Raw genomic sequence first — 20,880 nt, 5'->3', positions numbered from 1 at the left:
CCGTCGGTTCGCGCCGCCCGCCCGGCTGTGGTGCGCTGAGGTGTCCGAGCCGGAGGTGCCGAGCCGTGCACGTGTCGCGCCGTTCGTTCCTCGCGGGGGTGGTGGCCGCCCCGGCGCTGGGGGCGCTCGCCGGGTGCGCCGGGACGGTCGTGCAACCCGGCGACCTCAGCCGGCTGCGGATCATGGCCCCGGCCAGCCCCGGCGGCGGCTGGGACACCACGGCCCGCGTCCTGCAGCGCGTCCTGCAGAGCAGCGGCCTGGCGCGCAACGTCCAGGTCTTCAACGTCGAGGGCGCCGGCGGGGTGATTGGCCTCGGCCAGCTCGGCCGGGAGAACGACGACGCGCTGCTGATGATGATGGGCCTGGTCATGCTCGGCGCGGTCGAGACCAACGACGCCGACACCCGCCTCGAGGACGTCACACCCATCGCGCGGCTGATCGGCGAGACCGAGCTCATCGTCGCCCCGGCCGACGCCCCGTACGACGACATCGCCGGGTTCGTCGAGGTCTGGGCGGCCGATCCGCAGAACACCCCGATCGCGGGTGGCTCCGCGGGCGGCACCGACCAGATCCTCGCCGGCCTGCTCGCGCAGGCCGCCGGCATCGACCCGGCGCAGATCAACTACGTCGCCTACTCCGGCGGCGGGGAGTCGCTCGCCGCCCTGCTCGGCAACCAGGTCGCCGCCGGCATCTCGGGCACCGCCGACTACGGGCCCCAGGTCCAGAACGGCGACCTCAAGGGCCTGGCCGTCTCCACCCCCGAGCGCAGCGACCAGGTCCCCGACGTCCCGACGCTGGTCGAGTCCGGCTTCGACGTCGAGGTGTCGAACTGGCGCGGGGTGATGGCCCGACCCGGCATGTCCGCCGAGGCCCGGGAGGACCTCACCCAGCTCGTCGTCGACGCCCACGACACCGACGAGTGGCAGGAGGCGCTCCGGAACAACGGCTGGGACGACCTGCTGCTCACCGGCGACGACTACGGCGAGTTCCTCACCGAGGAGGTGCAGCGCGTGCGTCCCATCCTCGAGCAGATCGGGCTGGTCGAGTGACCGCCCCGCCCACCGGCCGCGACAACGGCGAGCTCGCCATGACGGCGCTGCTCGGCGCCCTGGGCGTCTACCTCGTCCTGGACGCGTCGAGCATCGCCGTCCCCGGCTCGGCGAACACCGTCGGGCCCCGGTTCTTCCCCTACCTGGTGGGCGGGCTGGTCATCGCCACCGCGCTGGGGCTGGGCTACCGCATCTGGCGCGGCGACCGCGGCCCCGCCGACGAGAGCGAGGACGTCGACCCCACCGCCGGCACGTCGTGGCGGGCCGTGGGCGTCATCGCCGTCGCCTTCCTCGCCCACGCCCTGCTGATCAACGTCGTCGGCTGGCCGCTGGCGGTCACCCTGATGTTCGCCACCGTCGCCTGGGCCCTGGGGGCGCGCGGCGTCGTCCGCCCGCTGCTGACCGGCGGCGTCATCTCGGTCGTCGTCTGGATCGTCTTCGTCAAGGCCCTCGGCGTCGCGCTGCCCGGCGGCATCCTCCTCGAGCTCGCCACGGAGTGGTTGTGATGGGCGGGCTCGCCGACCTGGCCGGCGGCTTCGCCGACGCCCTCACCCCGCTCAACCTGCTCTTCGCGCTGATCGGCGTCGTCCTGGGCACCGCCGTCGGCGTGCTCCCCGGCATCGGCCCGGCCATGACCGTCGCCCTGCTGCTGCCGATCACCTACGTCCTCGAGCCGATCAGCGCGTTCATCATGTTCGCCGGCATCTACTACGGCGGCATGTACGGCGGGTCGACGACGTCGATCCTGCTCAACACCCCGGGCGAGTCGAGCTCGATCATGACCGCCCTCGAGGGCAACCGGATGGCCAAGGCCGGCCGCGGCGCGGCGGCGCTCGCCACGGCGGCCCTCGGGTCGTTCGTCGCCGGCACCATCGCCACCCTGCTGCTCGCCCTGGTCGCACCCACCGTGGTCGACCTGGCCATCGGCATCACCGCCGCCGACTACTTCGCCCTCAGCGTGCTGGCCTTCGTCGCCGTCGCCACGGTGCTGGGCTCCTCGCCGCTGCGCGGGCTGGCCTCCCTCGGCGTCGGGCTCTACCTCGGCCTGGTCGGCACCGACGTGCTCACCGGCCAGGAGCGCTTCACCCTCGGCATCCCGCAGCTCTCCGACGGCATCGACGTCGTCGTCGTGGCGGTGGCGCTGTTCGCCGTCGGCGAGGCGCTCTACGTCGCGTCCCGCCTGCGCCGCGGACCGGTGCAGGTGCTGAGCGCGTCCGGCCGCTGGTTCACCGGGCAGGACCTGCGCCGCTCGTGGAAACCCTGGCTGCGCGGCACGGCCTACGGCTTCCCGCTGGGCGCGCTCCCGGCCGGTGGCGCCGAGATCCCCACCTTCCTCTCCTACGCCACCGAACGGAAGCTCTCCAAGCACAAGGAGGAGTTCGGCAAGGGCGCCATCGAGGGGGTGGCCGGGCCGGAGGCGGCGAACAACGCGGCCGCGGCCGGCGTGCTCGTCCCGCTGCTCACGCTCGGCCTGCCCACATCGGCGACCGCGGCGATCCTGCTCGCCGCCTTCCAGAGCTACGGCATCCAGCCCGGTCCCACGCTGCTGAGCACCGAGTCCACGCTCGTCTGGACGCTGATCGCCGCCCTGCTGATCGGCAACCTGATGCTCCTCGTGCTCAACCTGCCGCTGGCCCCGCTGTGGGTGAAGGTGCTGCGCATCCCGCGCCCGTACCTGTACGCGGGCATCCTGATGTTCGCCTCGCTCGGCTCCTACGCCGTCAACGCCGACCCGCTGGACCTCGTGCTGCTGCTGGTCCTCGGCGCGCTGGGCTTCTTCATGCGCCGCTACGGCTGGCCGGTGGCCCCGGCGATCATCGGCCTCATCCTCGGGCCGATCGCCGAGACCAACCTGCGCCGCGCGCTGGCGATCAGCAGCGGGGACCTCGGCGTCCTCCTCGACACCTGGTTCAGCCGGATCGTCCTGGCGCTGGCCGTGCTCGCCCTGGTCGGCCCGATCGTCCTGCGCGCCGTCCGCGGTCCCCGCGCGACGCCCGAGGAGGTCCAGCAGGAGGGCGTGCTGCGCCACCACGAACCGCGGGTGCGCACCGGCGCCGGCGAGGAGGAGCCGTGAACGGGACCGTCGTCGTCGGCTACGTCCCCAACCCGCGGGGGCGGGCGGCGCTGGAGCACGGGCTGGCCGAGAGCCGGCGGCGCGGTGCCCGGCTCGTCGTCGTCAACACCTCCCGCGGTGACGCGCTGGTCGACGAGGACTACCTCCAGGGCGACGCGGTCCGCGCGCTGGAGGAGGAGCTCGGGGCGTCCGGGGTGCCGCACGAGGTCCGCCGCCCCGTGCGCGGCAGGGACGTCGCCGAGGAGCTGTCGGAGGTCGTCGCCGAGACCGCCGCCGAGCTCCTCGTCATCGGCGTGCGCCGGCGCACGCCCGTCGGCAAGCTGCTCATGGGCAGCGCGGCCCAGCGGATCCTCCTCGAGGTCGACTGCCCGATCCTGGCGGTGAAGAGCCCGCCGGACGGCGCCGGGAGATGACCGGGGAAGGGGAGCGTCGATGAGGACGTCCGCGGACGTGAAGCTGCTGCAGGCGGTCGACTCCGTGCGGATCTGCTACCGCCGCTGGCAGCCGGACGGCGACGTCCGGGGCACGGTGCAGATCGTGCACGGGGCCTCCGAGCACTCCGCCCGCTACGGGAGGCTGGCCGACGCCCTCGTCGCGCGCGGCCTCGCCGTCTACGCCATGGACCTGCGCGGCCACGGGCGCACCGCGGAGGGCACCGGCGTCGGCCGGTTCGGCGGCCTCGGCGTCGAGCGCGTCCTCGACGACGTCGCCGGGCTGCACCGGGTGATGACCCACGAGCACCCCGGCGTCCACCGCGTCCTAGTCGGCCACTCGATGGGCTCGATCATCGCCCTCGCCGCCGCCGAGCGGGACGGCGACGACCTCACCGGGCTCGTCCTGTCCGGGCCGATCGGGGTCGCCCCCCACCTCACCGACGCCGTGACCGCGCTCGACGCGGCCGTCGCCTCCGGCATGGGCGACCGGGTCCTGGACGCGCTCGGCGCCTTCAACCAGCCGTTCGAGCCGGCCCGCACCCCGTTCGACTGGCTCTCCCGCGACCCCGCCGAGGTCGACGCCTACGTCTCCGACCCGCTGTGCGGCGAGCGGATGCCGCTCACCCACGCCTACGCCGCCGGCGTCTTCGGCATGGCCGTCCGCGCCGCGAGCCCCGAGGCCGTCGCCGACCTCCCCGACGGCCTGCCCGTGCTGCTCCTGTCCGGTTCGCGCGACCCGGTCGGCGGCATCGACGGCAGCCAGGTCACGGCGCTGGCCGACGTCCTGCGCGCCCGCGGCCTCCCGGTCGAGCAGCACCTCTACCCGGACGCCCGGCACGAGGTCTTCAACGAGACCAACCGCGAGGAGGTGACCGCCGACCTGCTCGCCTGGCTCGACCAGCGCCTCGACGGGCGGTGACGCGCGCTGGACCCTGCCCCGCGGCAAGGTCCTAGCGTCCCCGCCGTGGACGACGGACCGGCCCGGCTGAGCGTCGGGCAGCTGGCCGCCGCGACCGGCCTCACCGCCAAGGCGCTGCGGCACTACGACCGCACCGGGCTGTTCCGGCCCGACGACGTCGACGAGGCGACCGGTTACCGCTGGTACCGCGCGGACCGGCTGCCGCAGGCCCGGCTCCTGGCCCGGCTGCGCTCGGTCGGCGTCCCCCTCGACGCCGTCGCCGACTGCCTAGCCGCCGGTGACAGGGCCGCCGGTGGCGACCCCGACGTCGTCGACCGGGTCCTCGCCGCGCACCGGCGCCGCCTGGAGAGCCGCCTGGCCCGCGTCCAGGGCGACCTGCACCGCCTCGCCCACCTGGCGCAGGACGACGCCCCGCTGCCCCCGGCGGCCGGGCTGCCGGCCCCGCCGCCGGACGAGCCGCCACCGGCCGTGCCCGACGAGCGGCGGCTCGCCGCCGACCTGTTCAACGGCGTCTGGCGGCTCATGGAGACCGAGGACCGGACACCGGCCCAGGACGACCGCATGCTGCACATGGCGCACGCCTCCCGCTTCCACTGGGAGCAGGCGGGCACGGCCGTCCACCGGGCCCGCGGCGAGTGGCAGTGCTCCCGCGTCTACGCCGTCCTCGGCCGCGCCGAGCCGGCCGCGCACCACGCCCGCCGCTGCCTGGAGCTGTGCCAGGAGCACGGCATCGGTGACTTCGACCTCGCGTTCGCCCACGAGGCGCTCGCCCGCGCCGCCGCCGTCGCCGGTGACACGGCGGCCCGCGACCGCCACCTCGCCGCCGCCCGGGCCGCCGCCGAGGGCATCAGCGACCCCGACGACCGCGTCCTCCTGGAGGGCGACCTGGCGGCGATCGTCCCGCCGGCGGCCAGCTGACGGTCCACCGCTCGCCCGGCGCGAGCGCCGCCCACTCCGCCTCCGCCGCGGCCAGCGCGGCCGCGGCCCGGTCGAGCTGCGCGCGGCCGACCCCTGCCGCGGCCAGCTGCGCGGGCAGCACCTCCTCGCCCCGCGCGAGGCGGGCGACGACGTCGGCCAGCCCCTCCGCGGCCGCGATGCGGGCGGACCGCTCCTTCTTCAGCCGCGCCGACCGGTCGGCGGCGTGCGGCGGCTGCCGCCCTGACACGTGCCGCATGCTGCCCCACACGACGCCGTCGGCGACGCAGCCCCAGATGCCGTCGGGCACACCCAGCTCCCGCTCGACCAGCGCGTGCACCAGGTCGTGCGGCAGCGCCGCGCCGCCGCCGGCGCCGCGCATCGCGAAGGTCACGCCGTCGTCCCGCTCGACGAGCGTCTCGACCGGGCGCCGGTCGGCCATCCGCTCGAACGTGATCCGCACCCCGCCAGGATCGCGGCGGCGTCCACCGAATTACCGGCGTGTCACACGACCGACCTACTGTGGACCCGTGCCCGACCCGTCCACGTACCGACCGGCGGTCGGCTCCATCCCCGAGTCGCCCGGGGTGTACAAGTTCCGCGACCCGAACGGCCGGGTCATCTACGTCGGCAAGGCCAAGAGCCTGCGCCAGCGGCTGAACAGCTACTTCGCCGACGTCGCCGGCCTGCACCCGCGCACCCGGCAGATGGTCACCACCGCCGCGAGCGTCGAGTGGACCGTCGTCGGCACCGAGGTCGAGGCCCTCCAGCTCGAGTACAACTGGATCAAGGAGTTCGACCCGCGCTTCAACGTCCGCTACCGCGACGACAAGAGCTACCCGTCGCTGGCCGTGACGCTGAACGAGGAGTACCCGCGGCTGCAGGTCATGCGCGGCCCCAAGCGCAAGGGCGTCCGCTACTTCGGCCCGTACGCCCACGCCTGGGCCATCCGCGAGACCCTCGACACGCTCACCCGCGTCTTCCCGGCGCGCACCTGCTCCAACGGCGTCTTCAAGCGCGCCGGCCAGATCGGCCGCCCGTGCCTGCTGGGCTACATCGGCAAGTGCGCGGCCCCCTGCGTCGGCCGGGTCAGCGCCGAGGAGCACCGGGCGATCGTCGACGACTTCGTCGACTTCATGGCCGGCCGCACCGACCTGATGGTCAAGCGGCTCGAGCGGGAGATGGCCGCGGCCGCCGAGGCCATGGAGTACGAGAAGGCCGCCCGGCTGCGCGACGACCTGGGCGCCCTCAAGCGGGCGATGGAGAAGCAGGCCGTCGTCCTCGGCGACGGCACCGACGCCGACGTCGTCGCCTTCGCCCAGGACGAGCTGGAGGCGGCGGTCCAGGTCTTCCACGTCCGCGGCGGGCGGGTCCGCGGGCAGCGCGGCTGGATCATCGACAAGGTCGAGGACGTCACCACCGGGCAGCTGGTCGAGCAGTTCCTGCTGCAGGTCTACGGCGGCGTCGACGAGGAGACCGGCGAGTCCGGCACCGCGGGGGAGGCGGTCCCGCGCGAGGTCCTCGTCCCCGAGCTGCCCGACGACGCCGACGTCTACGAGGAGCTGCTGTCCGAGCTCCGGGGCAGCCGGGTGAGCCTGCGCGTGCCGCAGCGGGGGGACAAGCGGGCCCTGCTCGAGACGGTCGAGCGCAACGCCAAGGAGTCGTTCGCCCGGCACCGGGTCAAGCGGGCCAGCGACCTGACCGCGCGCAGCCTGGCGCTGCAGGAGCTGCAGGAGGCGCTCGACCTGCCCGACGCCCCGCTGCGGATCGAGTGCATCGACATCTCGCACGTCCAGCAGACCGACGTCGTGGCCAGCATGGTGGTCTTCGAGGACGGCCTGCCGAAGAAGTCCGACTACCGCCGCTTCGCCGTCCGGCAGGGCACCGACGACACCGCCGCCATGGCCGAGGTCGTCCGCCGCCGCTTCGCCCGGCACCTGAAGGAGGAGCAGGACCGCCGCGACGAGCAGGGGATCGCCGCGGAGGAGGGCCGGCCGCGGAAGTTCGCCTACCCGCCGAACCTGCTCGTCGTCGACGGCGCCGCCCCCCAGGTGGCCGCGGCGAGCCGCTCGCTCGACGAGCTCGGCGTCGTCGACATCGCCGTCTGCGGGCTGGCCAAGCGCATGGAGGAGGTCTGGCTGCCAGGCGAGACCGACCCGGTGATCCTGCCGCGCACGTCCGAGGCGCTGTACCTGCTGCAGCGGGTCCGCGACGAGGCGCACCGCTTCGCCATCACCTACCACCGGCAGAAGCGCTCGACCTCCATGCTGGTGTCCCTGTTGGATGACGTCCCGGGACTGGGGGACACGCGGCGGAAGGCGCTGATGAAGAAGTTCGGGTCGCTCAAGCGGCTGCGCGCGGCGAGCCTCGAGGAGCTCATGACCGTGCCCGGCATCGGGCGGCGGACGGCGGAGGCGGTGCAGGCCGCCATCGCCGAACCGGCGGACCCCGCGGTGGACGGCACGCCGGCCCCCGACGGGCCGGCCGAGCGCGGCGAGCCCACGCCGGGCACCGGGGACACCGCCGAGATCGGCCGCGTCGGGGCCGCCCGGTGACGACGGACGGGCAGCAGGGCCCGCAGAGCGACGTCCGGCCGCCGCTCGACCCCGCCTCCACCGAGACCCCGCCGCTCGAGGTCGTCGTCGTGACGGGGCTCTCCGGCGCCGGCAAGAACACCGCCGGCCGCGTGCTGGAAGACCTCGGCTGGTACGTCGTCGACAACCTGCCGCCGGCGCTGCTGCTGCCCATGGTGGAGCTCGGCGCCCGCGGCGACGTGCGCCGGTTCGCGGCGGTCGTCGACGTGCGCAGCCGGGCGTTCTCCAGCGACCTGCAGGAGGCCATCCGGGTGCTCGCCGAGGCCGGTCACCGGCCGCGGGTGGTCTACGTCCACGCCCGCGACGAGGTGCTCGTCCGGCGCTACGAGTCCAACCGCCGGGAGCACCCGCTGCAGGGCGCGGGCCGGCTCATCGACGGCATCTCCGCCGAGCGCACCCTGCTCACCGGCATCGCCGGCGACGCCGACCTGTGGGTCGACACCAGCGACCTCAACGTGCACCAGCTGCGCGCCACGCTGGAGAACGCCTTCGCCCGCGACGGGCAGACCCCGCCGCTCACGGCCACCGTGCTGTCCTTCGGCTTCAAGTACGGCCTGCCGCTGGACGCCGACCTCGTCGTCGACGCCCGCTTCCTGCCCAACCCGCACTGGGTCCCGGAGCTGCGGCCGCGCACCGGCCGAGACCCCGACGTCCGCGACTACGTGCTGGGCCAGGAGGGCGCCGGGGAGTTCCTCGACCGCTACACCGACGTGCTGCGGGTGCTGGTCCCCGGCTACCGGCGGGAGGGCAAGCGCTACCTGACCCTCGCCGTCGGCTGCACCGGCGGCAAGCACCGCAGCGTCGCGATCGCCGAGGAGTTCGCCCGCCGGCTCACCGCCGAGGGGGTCGCGGCCGTGGCCCGCCACCGCGACCTCGGCCGCGAGTAGGGGAGCGGGCGTGGGAGGAGAGGTCCGCCGGATCGAGGGCGCGCTGCCCCCGGTGCCCACGGCGCCGCCACCGCCGCGGGTCGTGGCCCTCGGCGGCGGGCACGGGCTCGCCGCCGCGCTGGCCGCCTGGCGGCGGCTCACCCGTCACCTGACCGCCGTGGTCACCGTGGCCGACGACGGCGGCTCCTCCGGCCGCATCCGCCGGGAGATGCCCTACCTGCCCCCGGGGGACCTGCGCATGGCGCTGGCCGCGCTCGCCGGGCAGGACGAACCCACCCGGTCGATGACCGCGCTGCTGCAGCACCGCTTCGGCGGCAGCGGCGTGCTGGCCGGCCACTCGGTCGGCAACCTCGTGCTCACCGGCCTCACCGAGCTCCACGGCGGCGACGCCGTGCGCGCCCTCGACGAGCTCGGGCAGCTGCTCGGCGTCCGCGGGCGGGTCCTGCCCATGGCGTCGGTGCCGCTCGACCTCGTCGCCCGCGTCGAGAGCGTCGACCCCGACGACCCGGCCCGGCACCGCACGATCCGCGGCCAGGTCGCGATCGCGGCCACCCCCGGCCGGGTGCGCGACATCCGCGTCATGCCGCCGGACCCGCCGGTGCCCGACGCCGTCCTCGACGCGATCGCCGCCGCCGACGTGATCTCCCTCGGCCCGGGCTCCTGGTACACGTCGGTGCTCCCGCACCTGCTGGTGCCGCGGCTGCGCAAGGCGCTGGCCACCTGCCGGGCGCACGTCGTCGTCGTCCTGAACCTGGAGCCGCAGCCGGGCGAGACCGACGGTTTCAGCCCCGAGGAGCACCTGCGGGTGCTGCAGGCACACCTCGGCGGAGTGGCGTTGCACACGGTGATCGCCGACGAGGAATCGGTGGTTGACCGGCGTGGTCTCCTAACTGCGGTGCGCGCGTGCGGCGCCGAGCTCGTGCTGGCCCCGGTGGCCGAGCCCGACGGGGCACCCCGGCACGATCCGGGCAGGCTGTCCGAAGCACTGGCCACGGTGGTCGATGCGCGCTAGGAGTAGGGCTGCTCGACCGGGTATCGGAACCTCGGTTCCCGGCAGCAGCGCGAGGGGGAAGGAACTCCGCAGATGGCGATGACCGCGATGGTCAAGGACGAGCTCTCGCGGGTGGAGTGCAGCAAGACCTCCGAGCGCAAGGCGGAGGTGACGGCGCTCCTGCGGTTCTCGGGCGGGCTGCACATCGTCGGCGGCCGGGTGGTCATCGAGGCCGAGCTCGACACCGGCTCGGTGGCCCGCCGGCTGCGCCGCGACATCAGCGAGGTGTACGGCTACACCAGCGGCGTCAGCGTGCTCGCCGGCGGCAACATCCGCCGCGGCGTGCGCTACCTGGTGCGCATCGCCAAGCACGGCGAGGGCCTGGCCCGCCAGACCGGCCTGGTCGACCAGCGCGGCCGGCCGGTCCGGGGCCTGCCGCCGGCGGTCGTGTCGGGCAGCATCGGCGACGCCGAGGCCGCGTGGCGCGGCGCGTTCCTCGCGCACGGCTCGCTGACCGAGCCCGGCCGGTCCTCCTCCCTCGAGGTCACCTGCCCCGGCCCGGAGGCGGCGATGGCGCTCGTGGGCGCCGCCCGACGGCTGGGCATCGCGGCCAAGGCCCGCGAGGTCCGCGGCGCCGACCGGGTCGTCGTCCGCGACGGCGACGCGATCAGCGCCCTGCTCACCCGCATGGGCGCGCACGACGCCGTCCTGGCCTGGGAGGAGCGGCGGATGCGCCGCGAGGTCCGGGCCACGGCCAACCGGCTGGCCAACTTCGACGACGCCAACCTGCGCCGCTCCGCCCGCGCGGCCGTGGCGGCCAGCGCCAGGGTCGAGCGGGCGCTGGAGATCCTCAACGGCGACGCGCCGGAGCACCTGCTGATGGCCGGCCGGCTGCGCCTCGAGCACGGCCAGGCCTCGCTGGAGGAGCTCGGCCAGCGCGCCGACCCGCCGATGACCAAGGACGCCGTCGCCGGGCGGATCCGCCGCCTGCTGGCGATGGCCGACAAGCGCGCCAAGGACCTCGGCATCCCCGACACGGAGTCCGCCGTGACGGAGGACATGCTGGCTCAGTAGCCCGAGCGCCCGCCAGATAGGGTCGTCGACGACAGAAGCGGCCGCGCGTGCTCGCGGCCACGTCGACGTGGAGGAGCAAGTCGTGACCGTGCGGGTGGGCATCAACGGGTTCGGGCGCATCGGCCGCAACTTCTGGCGGGCCGCCGCGGCCAGCGGCAAGGACGTCGAGATCGTGGCGGTGAACGACCTCACCAGCCCCGAGACCCTGGCCCACCTGCTCAAGTACGACAGCATCCTCGGGGTCCTGCCCGAGGACGTCGGCGCCGACGGCGAGGGCATCAAGGTCGGCGGCAGCACGGTCAAGGTGCTCTCCGAGCGCGACCCGGCCGCCCTGCCGTGGGGCGACCTCGGCGTCGACGTCGTCGTGGAGTCGACCGGCTTCTTCACCAAGGCCGCCGACGCCCGCAAGCACGTCGACGCGGGCGGCGCCAAGAAGGTGATCATCTCGGCGCCGGCCACCGGCGACGACCTCACGATCGTCATGGGCGTCAACCACGAGAAGTACGACGGCTCGCAGACGATCATCAGCAACGCGTCCTGCACCACGAACTGCCTGGCGCCGCTGGCCAAGGTGCTCAACGACGCGTTCGGCATCGAGCGCGGCCTGATGACGACGATCCACGCCTACACGGCCGACCAGAACCTGCAGGACGGCCCGCACAAGGACCTCCGCCGGGCCCGCGCCGCGGCGCTGAACATGGTCCCGACCTCCACCGGCGCCGCCAAGGCGATCGGCCTGGTCCTCCCCGAGCTCAACGGCAAGCTCGACGGCTACGCCGTCCGCGTCCCGGTGCCCACCGGTTCGGCCACCGACCTGACCGTGCAGCTGTCCCGCGAGGCCTCGGCCGACGAGATCGACGCCGCCTACCGCGAGGCCGCGGCCGGCCCGCTCGCCGGGTACCTGAAGTACACCGACGCGCCGATCGTCTCCTCCGACATCGTCACCGACCCGTCGTCGTGCATCTACGACGCGAAGCTGACCAAGGTGTTCGGCCCGATGGCCAAGGTGCTCGGCTGGTACGACAACGAGTGGGGCTACTCCAACCGCCTCGTCGACTCCGTCGAGCTGGTGGGCAACTCGCTCTGATGAAGTCCCTCGACGACCTCCTCGCCGAGGGCGTCTCGGGTCGGCGCGTGTTCCTGCGCGCCGACCTGAACGTCCCGCTGGACAAGACCACGCGGGCCATCACCGACGACGGCCGCATCCGCGCCAGCCTGCCCACGCTGCAGGCGCTGCGCGACGGCGGCGCGCGGGTCGTCGTCGCCGCGCACCTCGGCCGGCCCAAGGGCGCGCCCGACCCGCAGTACTCGCTGGCCCCGGTCGCCGCCCGGCTCGGCGAGCTGCTCGGCACCGAGGTGCCGCTGGCCGGGGACGTCGCCGGCGACGACGCGCGCCGGCGGGCCGAGGGCCTGGCCGACGGCCAGGTGCTGCTGCTGGAGAACGTCCGCTTCGAGGCGGCCGAGACCAGCAAGGACGACGCCGAGCGCGGTGCGCTGGCCGACCGGATGGCCGCGCTCGCCGACGTCTACGTCGACGACGCGTTCGGCGCCGTGCACCGCAAGCACGCCAGCGTGTACGACGTCGCGCAGCGGCTGCCGCGCCACACCGGTCGGCTGGTCGCCCGCGAGGTCGAGGTGCTGCAGCGGCTCACCACCGACCCCGACCGGCCCTACGTGGTCGTGCTCGGCGGCTCGAAGGTCAGCGACAAGCTCGCCGTCATCGAGGCGCTGCTGCCCAAGGTCGACCGGCTGCTCGTCGGCGGCGGCATGTGCTTCACCTTCCTCGCGGCGCAGGGCCACGGGGTCGGCCGGTCGCTGCTCGAGGAGGACCAGGTCGAGACCTGCCGGAAGCTGCTCTCCGACGCCGGCGACCGGATCGTGCTGCCCGTCGACGTGGTCTGCGCGCCGGAGTTCAGCGCCGACGCCCCCACCACGACGGTCGCGGCCGACGCCATCCCCGGCGACCAGATGGGCCTCGACATCGGCCCGCGGTCGGTGGAGCTATTCGGCCGCGAGCTGGGCGGGGCGCGCACCGTGTTCTGGAACGGTCCCATGGGCGTCTTCGAGCTTGCGCCCTTCGCCGCCGGCACCGCGGGCGTCGCCCGCGCCGTCGCCGCCGTCGACGGGCTGTCGGTGGTCGGCGGGGGCGACTCCGCCGCGGCGGTGCGCCAGCTGGGCCTCGACGAGTCCTCCTTCGGTCACATCAGCACCGGCGGCGGCGCGTCGCTGGAGTTCCTGGAGGGCCGCGAGCTCCCGGGCATCGCGGTGCTGGCCGGCTGATGGCGCGCGCGAAGGAGACGCCGAAGCGGGAGGGCCGCCGCCCGCTCATCGCCGGCAACTGGAAGATGCACCTGACCCACCTCGAGGCCATCGGCCTGGTGCAGAAGCTGGTGTTCACCCTGCCCGAGCAGGTCCTCGACACCACCGAGGCGGTCGTGCTGCCGCCGTTCACCGCGCTGCGCAGCGTGCAGACCCTGGTGGCCGGCGACAAGCTGCCGGTCGGCTACGGCGCCCAGGACCTCTCCGCGCAGGACTCCGGCGCCTACACCGGCGAGGTCAGCGGCGCCATGCTCGCCGCCCTGGCCTGCAGCTACGTCGTGGTCGGCCACTCCGAGCGGCGTGCGCTGCACGGCGAGGACGACGCGCTCGTCGCGCGCAAGGTGCAGGCCGCGCTCCGCCACGGCCTCACCCCGATCCTGTGCGTGGGGGAGGGGCTGGAGGTCCGCCGGGCCGACGGCCACGTCGCCCACTGCACCGGCCAGCTCGACGCCGCCCTCGACGGCCTGTCCGCCGAGCAGGTGCGCGGGGTGGTCGTCGCCTACGAGCCGGTCTGGGCGATCGGCACCGGCGAGGTGGCCACGCCGGAGGACGCGCAGGAGGTCTGCGGGGCGCTCCGGGCGCGGCTCGCCGAGCGGTTCGGCCCGGAGACGGCCGCCGTCGTCCGTATCCTCTACGGCGGGTCGGTCAAGGCCGGGAACACGGCCGGGATCCTGGCCGGGCCGGACATCGACGGAGCCCTCGTCGGCGGCGCCAGCCTGGACGCCGACGAGTTCGCATCGATCTGTCGGATCGCGGCCGACGGCAGCTGACCGCCGCCGGCTGCCCCGGCGCAGGGGGAGTGGCAGCGGGTCGTGAGGAGGATCCTCGGGCGGGCGCTCGCCGGCGCCGCGGCGCTGGTGCTGGCCGCCGGCTGCAGCGGCGGGGCGGGCACCGTCGACGTCCCCGTGCAGGGCGGCGGGGCCGACGCCGGCGTGGACGGCGTCCGCGCCCCGTCGGAGGAGACCGGCGGGACGCTGCGCGTGGTCGCCGCCCAGATCGACAGCCTCGACCCGCAGCGCAGCTACCTGCCCGGCGTGTGGAACCTGATGCGGCTCTACGTCCGCACGCTGGTCACCTACTCGCCCGAGGCCGGCGCCACCGGCCAGCTCGTCCCCGACCTGGCCACCGACCTCGGCCAGACCCCCGACGGCGGCCTGACGTGGACCTTCACCCTGCGCGACGGGGTGACCTTCGAGGGCGGGCGGCCGATCACCTCGCGGGACGTCAAGTACGGCATCGAGCGGTCGTTCGCCTCCGACGTCGTCGTCGGCGGCCCCACCTACGTCGTCGACCTGCTCGACGACCCGGCCAACCCCTACGCCGGCCCCTACCAGGACGAGGCGCCCGACAAGCTGGGCCTGGCCGCCATCGAGACCCCCGACGACAAGACGCTCGTCTTCCGCCTGCGCACCCCGTCGCCCGACTTCCCGTACGTCCTCGCGCTGCCCTCGAGCAGCCCGGTGCCGATCGAGCTCGACCGCGGCGCCGACTACGGGGCCGACCCGGTGTCCTCCGGCCCGTACGCGATCACCGGCGTCGACCCGCAGACCGGCATCCGGCTCGAGCGCAACCCCGCGTGGGACCCGGCCACCGACGACGTCCGCACGGCGCTGCCCGACGTCGTCGTCGTCCGCACCGGCCTGACCGGCCTCGAGCGCGACCAGGCGATCCTCGCTGGCTCGGCCGACGTCGACATCGCCGGCGCCGGGGTGCAGCCGGCGACCACCGCCCGGATCGCCGAGGGCGCCGACACCGAGCCGCCGCTGGGCGACCGCGTCGACGACGTGACCACCGGCGCCACCCGCCTGCTCGCGCTGCCCACGAACGTGGCCCCCTTCGACAACCCCGACTGCCGGCGAGCGGTCGCGGCCGCGGTCGACCGGCGCGACCTGCAGCAGGTGCTCGGCGGCGCCGGCAACGCCGTCCGCAGCTCGGTGCTCTGGCCACGGGGGCTGTCCGGCGGGCCCGAGGACCCGGACCCCCGGGCCGACCTGGACGCGGCCCGCGCGGCGCTCGAGGCCTGCGGGCAGCCGGACGGCTTCGCCACCGTCCTGGCCGTCGCCGACGTGCCCAGCAGCGTGGACCTCGCCGAGGCCGTCGCCGGCCAGCTCGCCGAGATCGGCATCGAGGTCGAGGTGCGCCCGCTGGACCCGACGACGTTCTACGCCACCGACGTCGGCAAGCCCGACAACGTCGCCGCCAGCGGCTACGGCATCGTGCTCGCCACCTGGACCGCCGACTTCCCGACCCCGAGCTCGTTCCTCGTGCCGCTGGTCGACGGGCGCAGCGTGCGGCCGGTCGGCAACACCAACTACGCGCGGCTGACCGACGAGGCGGTCAACGGCCTGGTCGACGCCGCCCGGCAGGCGCCCGACCCCGCCGCGGCCCGGGCCGCCTGGGCCGAGGTGGCCACCGCCGCCGGCGCGACCGCGGCGTACGTGCCGCTGGCCGAGACGCGGATCCAGCTCATCGCCGGTCAGCGGTTGCGCAACGGGCTGGTGATGCAGCCGTACAGCGGCTACGACCTCGCCACCGCCGGCGTGCGCTGACAGCCCCGGGAGCATCGCAGCGAGGAACGAGCGAGGAGCGGACCGGGGCGCGGAAGCGCACTGACGGCATCGTGCGCTGACAGCCCCGGGAGCATCGCAGCGAGGAACGAGCGAGGAGCGGACCGGGGCGCGGAAGCGCACTGACGGCATCGTGCGCTGACAGCCCCGGGAGCATCGCAGCGAGGAACGAGCGAGGAGCGGACCGGGGCGCGGAAGCGCACTGACGGCATCGTGCGCTGAGCGTCCGTTACCCTCGGTGGCATGGTCGAGCTGATCCTCAACGTGCTGCTGGTGCTCACCAGCGTGCTGCTCGTGGTGCTGATCCTGCTGCACCGCGGCAAGGGCGGGGGTCTGTCCTCGATGTTCGGCGGCGCGGTCTCCTCGTCGCTCTCGGGCTCCTCGGTGGTCGAGAAGAACCTCAACCGGCTCACCGTCTTCACCGGCCTGATCTGGACCGTCTGCATCGTGGCGCTCGGCATCCTGGTGAAGGTCTGATCACCGTCGGCGAAAACAGCCCCGGAGATCGCCCCTCGCTGCCCTAGACTGCGCCCGCGGCCCGTGTCGGCCGCGCCGATCGCAGATCAGGGGAGCGCTCGTGGCTGGTGGCAACGCGATCCGGGGGACCCGGGTCGGAGCAGGTCCGATGGGTGAGGCCGAGCGCGGTGAGGCCGCCCCGCGGCGTCGCATCGCGTTCTGGTGCGCCAAGGGGCACGAGACCCGCGTCGCCTTCGCGAGCGAGGCCGAGGTCCCCGAGCTGTGGGACTGCCCGCGCTGCGGCCTCCCGGCCGGCCAGGACCGCGACGACCCGCCGCCGGCGCCGCGCACCGAGCCCTACAAGACCCACCTCGCCTACGTGCGGGAGCGGCGCAGCGACGCCGACGGCAACGCGCTGCTCGAGGAGGCGCTCAGCCGCCTGCAGGCCCGCCGCGGCGGCTGAGCCGCCCCGGCCCGCGTCCCGGCCGCTCAGCGGCCGGGACGCACCCAGCGGGCCTCGAACACGTCCCAGTACTCGTCGCGCGGCCGCTGCCGGCGCTGCCGGCGGACGGGCTCGCTCGCGCCGCGGGGCGCGGGGATGAGGGCGGGGGCCTCGAGGACGGCGGGGACGGTCATGGCGGATCTCCTTCGACGGTCGGCCAGTGTGGCCTCACCCCAGCGTCGGGTCGAGCCCTTTCCCCGCACTTGCAAGGGCCTTGCACCGCGCCGCCGACGCGGCGTCACCGCACGCGCACGAGGTGGTCCCGGGTCAGGAACGCCCGCCGCAGCTCGTCGCCGAGCCCCTCGAACGGTGACGTCTGCGACCGGTGCTCGGCGATCGCCGCCTCCCGGACGGCGAGCAGGTCGGCGACGTCGACGACGTCGGTGATCTCCTCGTCCGGGCGGCCGAGGGCGTCGGCGTCGGCCGCGTGGTAGGCGTCGTCGCCGCGAGCCTGCGCGGTCTCGACCAGCCACCGGCGCAACAGGGAGCTCGGCAGCGCCTGCTCGTACAGCGCCGGCCCCGGGACGCCGGCCAGCGCCTGCGCCGCGGCCGCCCGGACGTGCAGGTGGTCGCGGTGGCCGTCGCTGCCGTCGAGCACGACCACCACGGTCGGGCGCAGGTCGGCCACCAGGCGCCCGAGCACGCGGGCCACCTCCTCGACCGGCGCGGCGCACAGCGAACCGGCGGGCAGCCCGCCGTCGAAGCCGGAGTCGCGGTAGCCGAGCAGCTCGACCCGGTCGGCGCCGAGCAGGGCCGCGGCCCGGTGCAGCTCCGCCTCCCGGACCGCGCCGAGGTCCTCGCACGGGGGCGCCCCGGCCGGCAGCTCGCCGGCCTCGCCGCGGGTGGCGCAGGCGACGGTCACCCGTGCCCCGAGCCGGGCGGCGCGGGCGATCACCGAGCCGCAGCCGAAGGTCTCGTCGTCGGGGTGGGCGACGGCGACCAGCCAGCGGTCGCCGGGGCGCACGTCGGTCAGGGGGGCGGGGCGGGGCTCGCTCATGGGGACACCGTGGCCGCCTCGTCTGACGCCGCGCTTGCGGTCACCTGACGGGCGGCGCCGCGGATCCGTTGCAGCGACGGCACCCAGTAGCGCTCGGCCAGCGAGGCGACCGCCAGGCCGGCCTCGCAGAACGACTCCGCCGCCACCGGGTCGCCGGCGCGCAGGGCGACCTCGGCCAGCAGGCCGAGCAGCACCGAGCGCCCGCCGGCGAGCCCGTGCCGGACCAGCGCGGCGTGCGCCGCCCGCATCCCGGGCAGCCCGGCCGCCGGGTCGTCCGCGGCGTGCAGCCACGCCCGCGCGAACCCGACGACGGCCGCCGGGTAGGGCAGCCGCTCCCACGACGGCGCGCCGGGCCGCAGGCCCACCAGCCGCCGAACGCGGTCGCGGTCGCCGTCCATCAGCGCCAGCACCAGCGACCAGCGGCGGGCGAAGCCGGCCGCGCCCAGCTCGGTCTCCTCGGCGGTGGCCACGGCCGCCTCCGCCTGCGCGAACGCCTCGTCCCGCCGGCCCTGGAGCCAGAAGCAGTGCGCCCGCACGACCGCGATCCGGGCGCGCGGGGAGAAGGCCAGGGAGCGGCCCAGGTCCACGCCGCCGCCGTCGACCAGCCGCTCGGCCCGGTCGAGGTGGGCCAGCGCCTCGGCGACCCGGGCCTCGCGCCAGCGGACGACGGCCGCCATGTCCTCGTGCAGGTAGCGGGCGGTGGCGTCGTCGACCTCGGCGGCGACCTCGGCCATCCGCGCCACCGTGCCGGCCGCGTCGTCGAGCCGGCCGACCTGCCCCTCCAGCATCGCCGCCACCCAGAGCAGCTCCAGGTCGTCGGGCCGCACCGGCCGGGGCACCTGCCAGGCGCGCACCAGCCGCAGGTACTCCCGGATCGCCGGGGTGTCGTAGCCGCTCGACCAGACGTCGGCGTAGGCGATCCGGCTGCGCGCCCGCAGCTCGCGGCGCCGGTCGGCCGGGCCGACGAGGGCCACCAGCTGCTCGTTGACCTCGCGCAGGGCGTCCAGCGCCGAGACCCGCAGCGCGGCGTCCGACGCCCGCTCCAGCCAGGGCAGCGCCGCCGCGCCGCCGTCGAGCGACCGGGCCGCCAGGTGGTGGGCGGCGATCCGGGCCGCCGCCTGCGGGTCGTCGCCGGCCCGGGCCTCCAGCCGCAGGGCCACGGCCCGGTGCAGCCGGGCGAGGCGGGCGCTCGACAGCGGCGCGCGCAGCGCCTCACCGACCAGGGCGTGCGCCACGGCGAAGCCGCCGTCGCCGGTGTCGGCGAGCAGCCGGGCGGCCAGCGCGGCCTCGAGCAGGTCGAGGGCCTCGTCGACCGGGAGGCCGCGGATCGCGGCCAGGTCGTCGGCGGGCAGCGGCTCCCCGGCCACCGCGGCGGCGGTGAGCAGCTCCAGGCCCTCCGGCGGCAACCGCAGGAACCGCTGCCGGAGCACGTCGTACACCGGCGCCGGCACGCCGCCCACCGGCCGGCCGCGGACCGCGCCGGCCGACCCGGCGCCGGCGGCGGCCGCGCGGGCGAGCTCGAGGGCGAAGAACGGGTTGCCCTCCGCCCGGGCGACCAGCCCGTCGACGTCGGCGTCCGCGCCGTCGAGCGAGCCGGCGATGAGGGTGCCGACGGCGTCCGGCGGCAGCGGCGCCAGGTCGAGGCGGACCAGCCGGGGGAGGCGACCGATGGCGGCCAGCGCGTCGGCCAGCGGGCGCGGGTCGCCCTCCTCGCCGCTGCGCAGCGCGAGCGCCAGCACGGTCGGCGCGGTCGCCACCTCCGCCGCCAGCGCGGTCACCAGCCGCAGCGTCGCCGGGTCGGCCGCGTGCAGGTCGTCGAAGGCCACCAGGGCGGGGACGCCGGGCGGGCGGGCCAGCGCCGCGGCGAGGGCGTCGGCGAGGTGCACCAGCACCATGGCGGGGTCCAGGCCGCCGGTCGCGGGCAGCGCCGGGCCCCCGGGGTGGGGCACCGTCCCGGCGAGCGGGCCGAGCGCCTCGGCCAGCCGCGCGCGACCGGCCTCGTCGGCGGCCGCGGCGGCCTCCCGGACGATCTGCAGCACCGGCCAGAACGGCGGGGCGGCGACACCGTCCCGGCAGGTCGCCGACCGGACCGGGCCGCCCGCGGCGGCGACCGCGTCGGCCAGGGAGGCCAGCAGCGCCGACTTGCCCATGCCGGCGTCCCCGGTGACCAGGACGACGCAGCCCGAGCCCGCGGCGGCCTCGGCGACCACGCCGTCGAGCAGCGCGCACTCGGCGTCGCGGCCGACCAGCCGGGGGCGCCGCACGGAGGGCCCAGGCACCGGCGCCGGCGCGGCGGCGGGCGGCGCGGCCGGGGCGAGCGCCGGGTCGTGGTCGAGGATCTGCCGCTCCAGCCGCTGCAGCTCCGGCCCGGGATCGAGCCCGAGCTCCTCGCGCAGCAGCGCCCGGCCCTCGGCCAGCACGGCCAGCGCGTCGGCCTGCCGCCCGGCCAGGTAGAGCCCCCGGGCGAGCTGCGCCCGCGCCTGCTCGCGCAGCGGGTGCGCGGCCACGTGCGGCCGCAGCTCGTCGACGGCGCGGTCGGTGTCCCCGGCACCCAGCCGGGCGGCCGCGCGCAGCTCCACCGCGGTCAGCCGCAGGCTCTCCAGCCGCTGCACGAACGCCTCGGCGAACGGCTCGTCGGCGAACTCGGCCAGCGCCGGCCCGCGCCACAGTCCGAGCGCCTCGTCGAGCAGCGCCAGGGCCCGGCGGGGGTCGGCGGCGACCAGCCCGCGGGCCTCGCCGACCGACCGCTCGAAGCGGTCGGCGTCGAGGTCGACGTCCTCGCGGGCGATCCGGTAGCCGGCCGGCGAGGTGCGGATCAGCGAGTCCTCGCTGCGCGGCGCGCGGTCGGGCTGCAGCGCCCGCCGCAGGTGCGCGATCTTGGTGTGCAGCGCCGCCGTGGCCCTGGGCGGGGGCGCGCCGTCCCACAGCAGGTCGACCAGCCGGTCGGCGGCCACCACCCCGCCCCGCTCCAGCACGAGGATCACCAGCAGGGCTCGGTTCATCCGGGCGTTGAGGTGCACGGGCACGCCGTCGCGCCGGGCCTCGACCGGCCCCAGGACCCGGACCTCCATCACCCTCCCCGTCGGTCTCCCCGCCGGGTGG

20 protein-coding genes are annotated in these 20,880 nt (G+C 75.8%); 16 read left to right on the top strand and 4 right to left on the bottom strand.

Annotated elements, in window-relative coordinates:
• Window positions 1-65: 65 nt before the first annotated feature.
• From ACI78S_RS13410 to ACI78S_RS13385, 6 genes are read left to right on the top strand one after another with little or no spacing between them, the layout of a single operon-like run.
• On the top strand, window positions 66-1,049 hold the full coding sequence (locus tag ACI78S_RS13410) for a Bug family tripartite tricarboxylate transporter substrate binding protein (protein WP_456974019.1): 984 nt from the start codon (window positions 66-68) through the stop codon (window positions 1,047-1,049).
• Window positions 1,046-1,555, top strand: coding sequence for a tripartite tricarboxylate transporter TctB family protein (locus ACI78S_RS13405; protein ID WP_456974017.1), 510 nt, complete (start codon window positions 1,046-1,048; stop codon window positions 1,553-1,555). The genes ACI78S_RS13410 and ACI78S_RS13405 overlap by 4 nt, the downstream gene beginning before the upstream one ends.
• On the top strand, window positions 1,555-3,123 hold the full coding sequence (locus tag ACI78S_RS13400) for a tripartite tricarboxylate transporter permease (protein WP_456974015.1): 1,569 nt from the start codon (window positions 1,555-1,557) through the stop codon (window positions 3,121-3,123). Before ACI78S_RS13405 ends, ACI78S_RS13400 begins: the two co-directional genes overlap by 1 nt.
• Window positions 3,120-3,536, top strand: coding sequence for a universal stress protein (locus tag ACI78S_RS13395; protein ID WP_456974013.1), 417 nt, complete (start codon window positions 3,120-3,122; stop codon window positions 3,534-3,536). The genes ACI78S_RS13400 and ACI78S_RS13395 overlap by 4 nt, the downstream gene beginning before the upstream one ends.
• A 19-nt stretch (window positions 3,537-3,555) precedes the next feature.
• Window positions 3,556-4,476 (top strand): alpha/beta fold hydrolase, encoded by a 921-nt coding sequence (locus ACI78S_RS13390; protein WP_456974011.1) that lies wholly within the window; start codon window positions 3,556-3,558, stop codon window positions 4,474-4,476.
• Between the two features lie 45 nt (window positions 4,477-4,521).
• Window positions 4,522-5,394 carry a MerR family transcriptional regulator gene (locus tag ACI78S_RS13385; protein WP_456974009.1) on the top strand — a complete coding sequence of 291 codons (873 nt, stop codon included), beginning with the start codon at window positions 4,522-4,524 and terminating at the stop codon, window positions 5,392-5,394.
• On the opposite strand, the gene ACI78S_RS13380 is transcribed toward ACI78S_RS13385, so the two are convergent.
• Window positions 5,324-5,854, bottom strand: a complete 531-nt coding sequence (locus tag ACI78S_RS13380) for a hypothetical protein (RefSeq protein ID WP_456974007.1) — start codon at window positions 5,852-5,854, stop codon at window positions 5,324-5,326. The genes ACI78S_RS13385 and ACI78S_RS13380 overlap by 71 nt on opposite strands.
• A gap of 67 nt (window positions 5,855-5,921) precedes the next feature.
• Here ACI78S_RS13380 and uvrC point away from each other — a divergent pair, with 67 nt between their 5' ends.
• The 10 genes from uvrC (at window position 5,922) to ACI78S_RS13330 (ending at window position 16,742) form a co-directional block, all read left to right on the top strand.
• Window positions 5,922-7,946, top strand: a complete 2,025-nt coding sequence (gene uvrC / locus ACI78S_RS13375) for an excinuclease ABC subunit UvrC (RefSeq protein ID WP_456974005.1) — start codon at window positions 5,922-5,924, stop codon at window positions 7,944-7,946.
• Window positions 7,943-8,872 (top strand): RNase adapter RapZ, encoded by a 930-nt coding sequence (rapZ, locus tag ACI78S_RS13370; RefSeq protein WP_456974003.1) that lies wholly within the window; start codon window positions 7,943-7,945, stop codon window positions 8,870-8,872. Before uvrC ends, rapZ begins: the two co-directional genes overlap by 4 nt.
• 10 nt (window positions 8,873-8,882) lie before the next feature.
• Entirely contained in the window at window positions 8,883-9,884 is a 1,002-nt protein-coding gene (locus tag ACI78S_RS13365) for a gluconeogenesis factor YvcK family protein (protein ID WP_456974001.1), read from the top strand.
• A gap of 72 nt (window positions 9,885-9,956) precedes the next feature.
• A complete protein-coding gene (gene whiA, locus ACI78S_RS13360) occupies window positions 9,957-10,937 on the top strand; it encodes a DNA-binding protein WhiA (RefSeq protein ID WP_456973999.1) in 981 nt (326 codons plus the stop codon).
• Between the two features lie 82 nt (window positions 10,938-11,019).
• On the top strand, window positions 11,020-12,024 hold the full coding sequence (gene gap / locus ACI78S_RS13355; RefSeq protein WP_456973997.1) for a type I glyceraldehyde-3-phosphate dehydrogenase: 1,005 nt from the start codon (window positions 11,020-11,022) through the stop codon (window positions 12,022-12,024).
• Entirely contained in the window at window positions 12,024-13,217 is a 1,194-nt protein-coding gene (locus ACI78S_RS13350) for a phosphoglycerate kinase (RefSeq protein WP_456973995.1), read from the top strand. The genes gap and ACI78S_RS13350 overlap by 1 nt, the downstream gene beginning before the upstream one ends.
• Window positions 13,217-14,026, top strand: a complete 810-nt coding sequence (gene tpiA / locus ACI78S_RS13345) for a triose-phosphate isomerase (RefSeq protein ID WP_456973993.1) — start codon at window positions 13,217-13,219, stop codon at window positions 14,024-14,026. Before ACI78S_RS13350 ends, tpiA begins: the two co-directional genes overlap by 1 nt.
• A gap of 42 nt (window positions 14,027-14,068) precedes the next feature.
• A complete protein-coding gene (locus ACI78S_RS13340) occupies window positions 14,069-15,805 on the top strand; it encodes an ABC transporter substrate-binding protein (RefSeq protein WP_456973991.1) in 1,737 nt (578 codons plus the stop codon).
• 261 nt (window positions 15,806-16,066) lie between these two features.
• On the top strand, window positions 16,067-16,300 hold the full coding sequence (secG, locus tag ACI78S_RS13335; protein ID WP_456973989.1) for a preprotein translocase subunit SecG: 234 nt from the start codon (window positions 16,067-16,069) through the stop codon (window positions 16,298-16,300).
• Between the two features lie 100 nt (window positions 16,301-16,400).
• On the top strand, window positions 16,401-16,742 hold the full coding sequence (locus ACI78S_RS13330) for an RNA polymerase-binding protein RbpA (protein ID WP_456973987.1): 342 nt from the start codon (window positions 16,401-16,403) through the stop codon (window positions 16,740-16,742).
• Between the two features lie 26 nt (window positions 16,743-16,768).
• Here ACI78S_RS13330 and ACI78S_RS13325 read toward each other — a convergent pair whose 3' ends face one another.
• From ACI78S_RS13325 to ACI78S_RS13315, 3 genes are all read right to left on the bottom strand, one after another.
• Window positions 16,769-16,915, bottom strand: coding sequence for a hypothetical protein (locus ACI78S_RS13325; RefSeq protein ID WP_456973985.1), 147 nt, complete (start codon window positions 16,913-16,915; stop codon window positions 16,769-16,771).
• A 104-nt stretch (window positions 16,916-17,019) separates the two neighbouring features.
• On the bottom strand, window positions 17,020-17,778 hold the full coding sequence (locus tag ACI78S_RS13320) for a PIG-L deacetylase family protein (RefSeq protein ID WP_456973983.1): 759 nt from the start codon (window positions 17,776-17,778) through the stop codon (window positions 17,020-17,022).
• Window positions 17,775-20,849, bottom strand: a complete 3,075-nt coding sequence (locus tag ACI78S_RS13315) for a BTAD domain-containing putative transcriptional regulator (protein WP_456973981.1) — start codon at window positions 20,847-20,849, stop codon at window positions 17,775-17,777. Before ACI78S_RS13315 ends, ACI78S_RS13320 begins: the two co-directional genes overlap by 4 nt.
• Window positions 20,850-20,880: the final 31 nt, after the last annotated feature.

This window comes from Geodermatophilus sp. SYSU D00815 (assembly GCF_054050035.1).
Note: the sequence above shows the minus strand (reverse complement) of the source record. Positions and strands in the feature narration are given on the sequence as shown.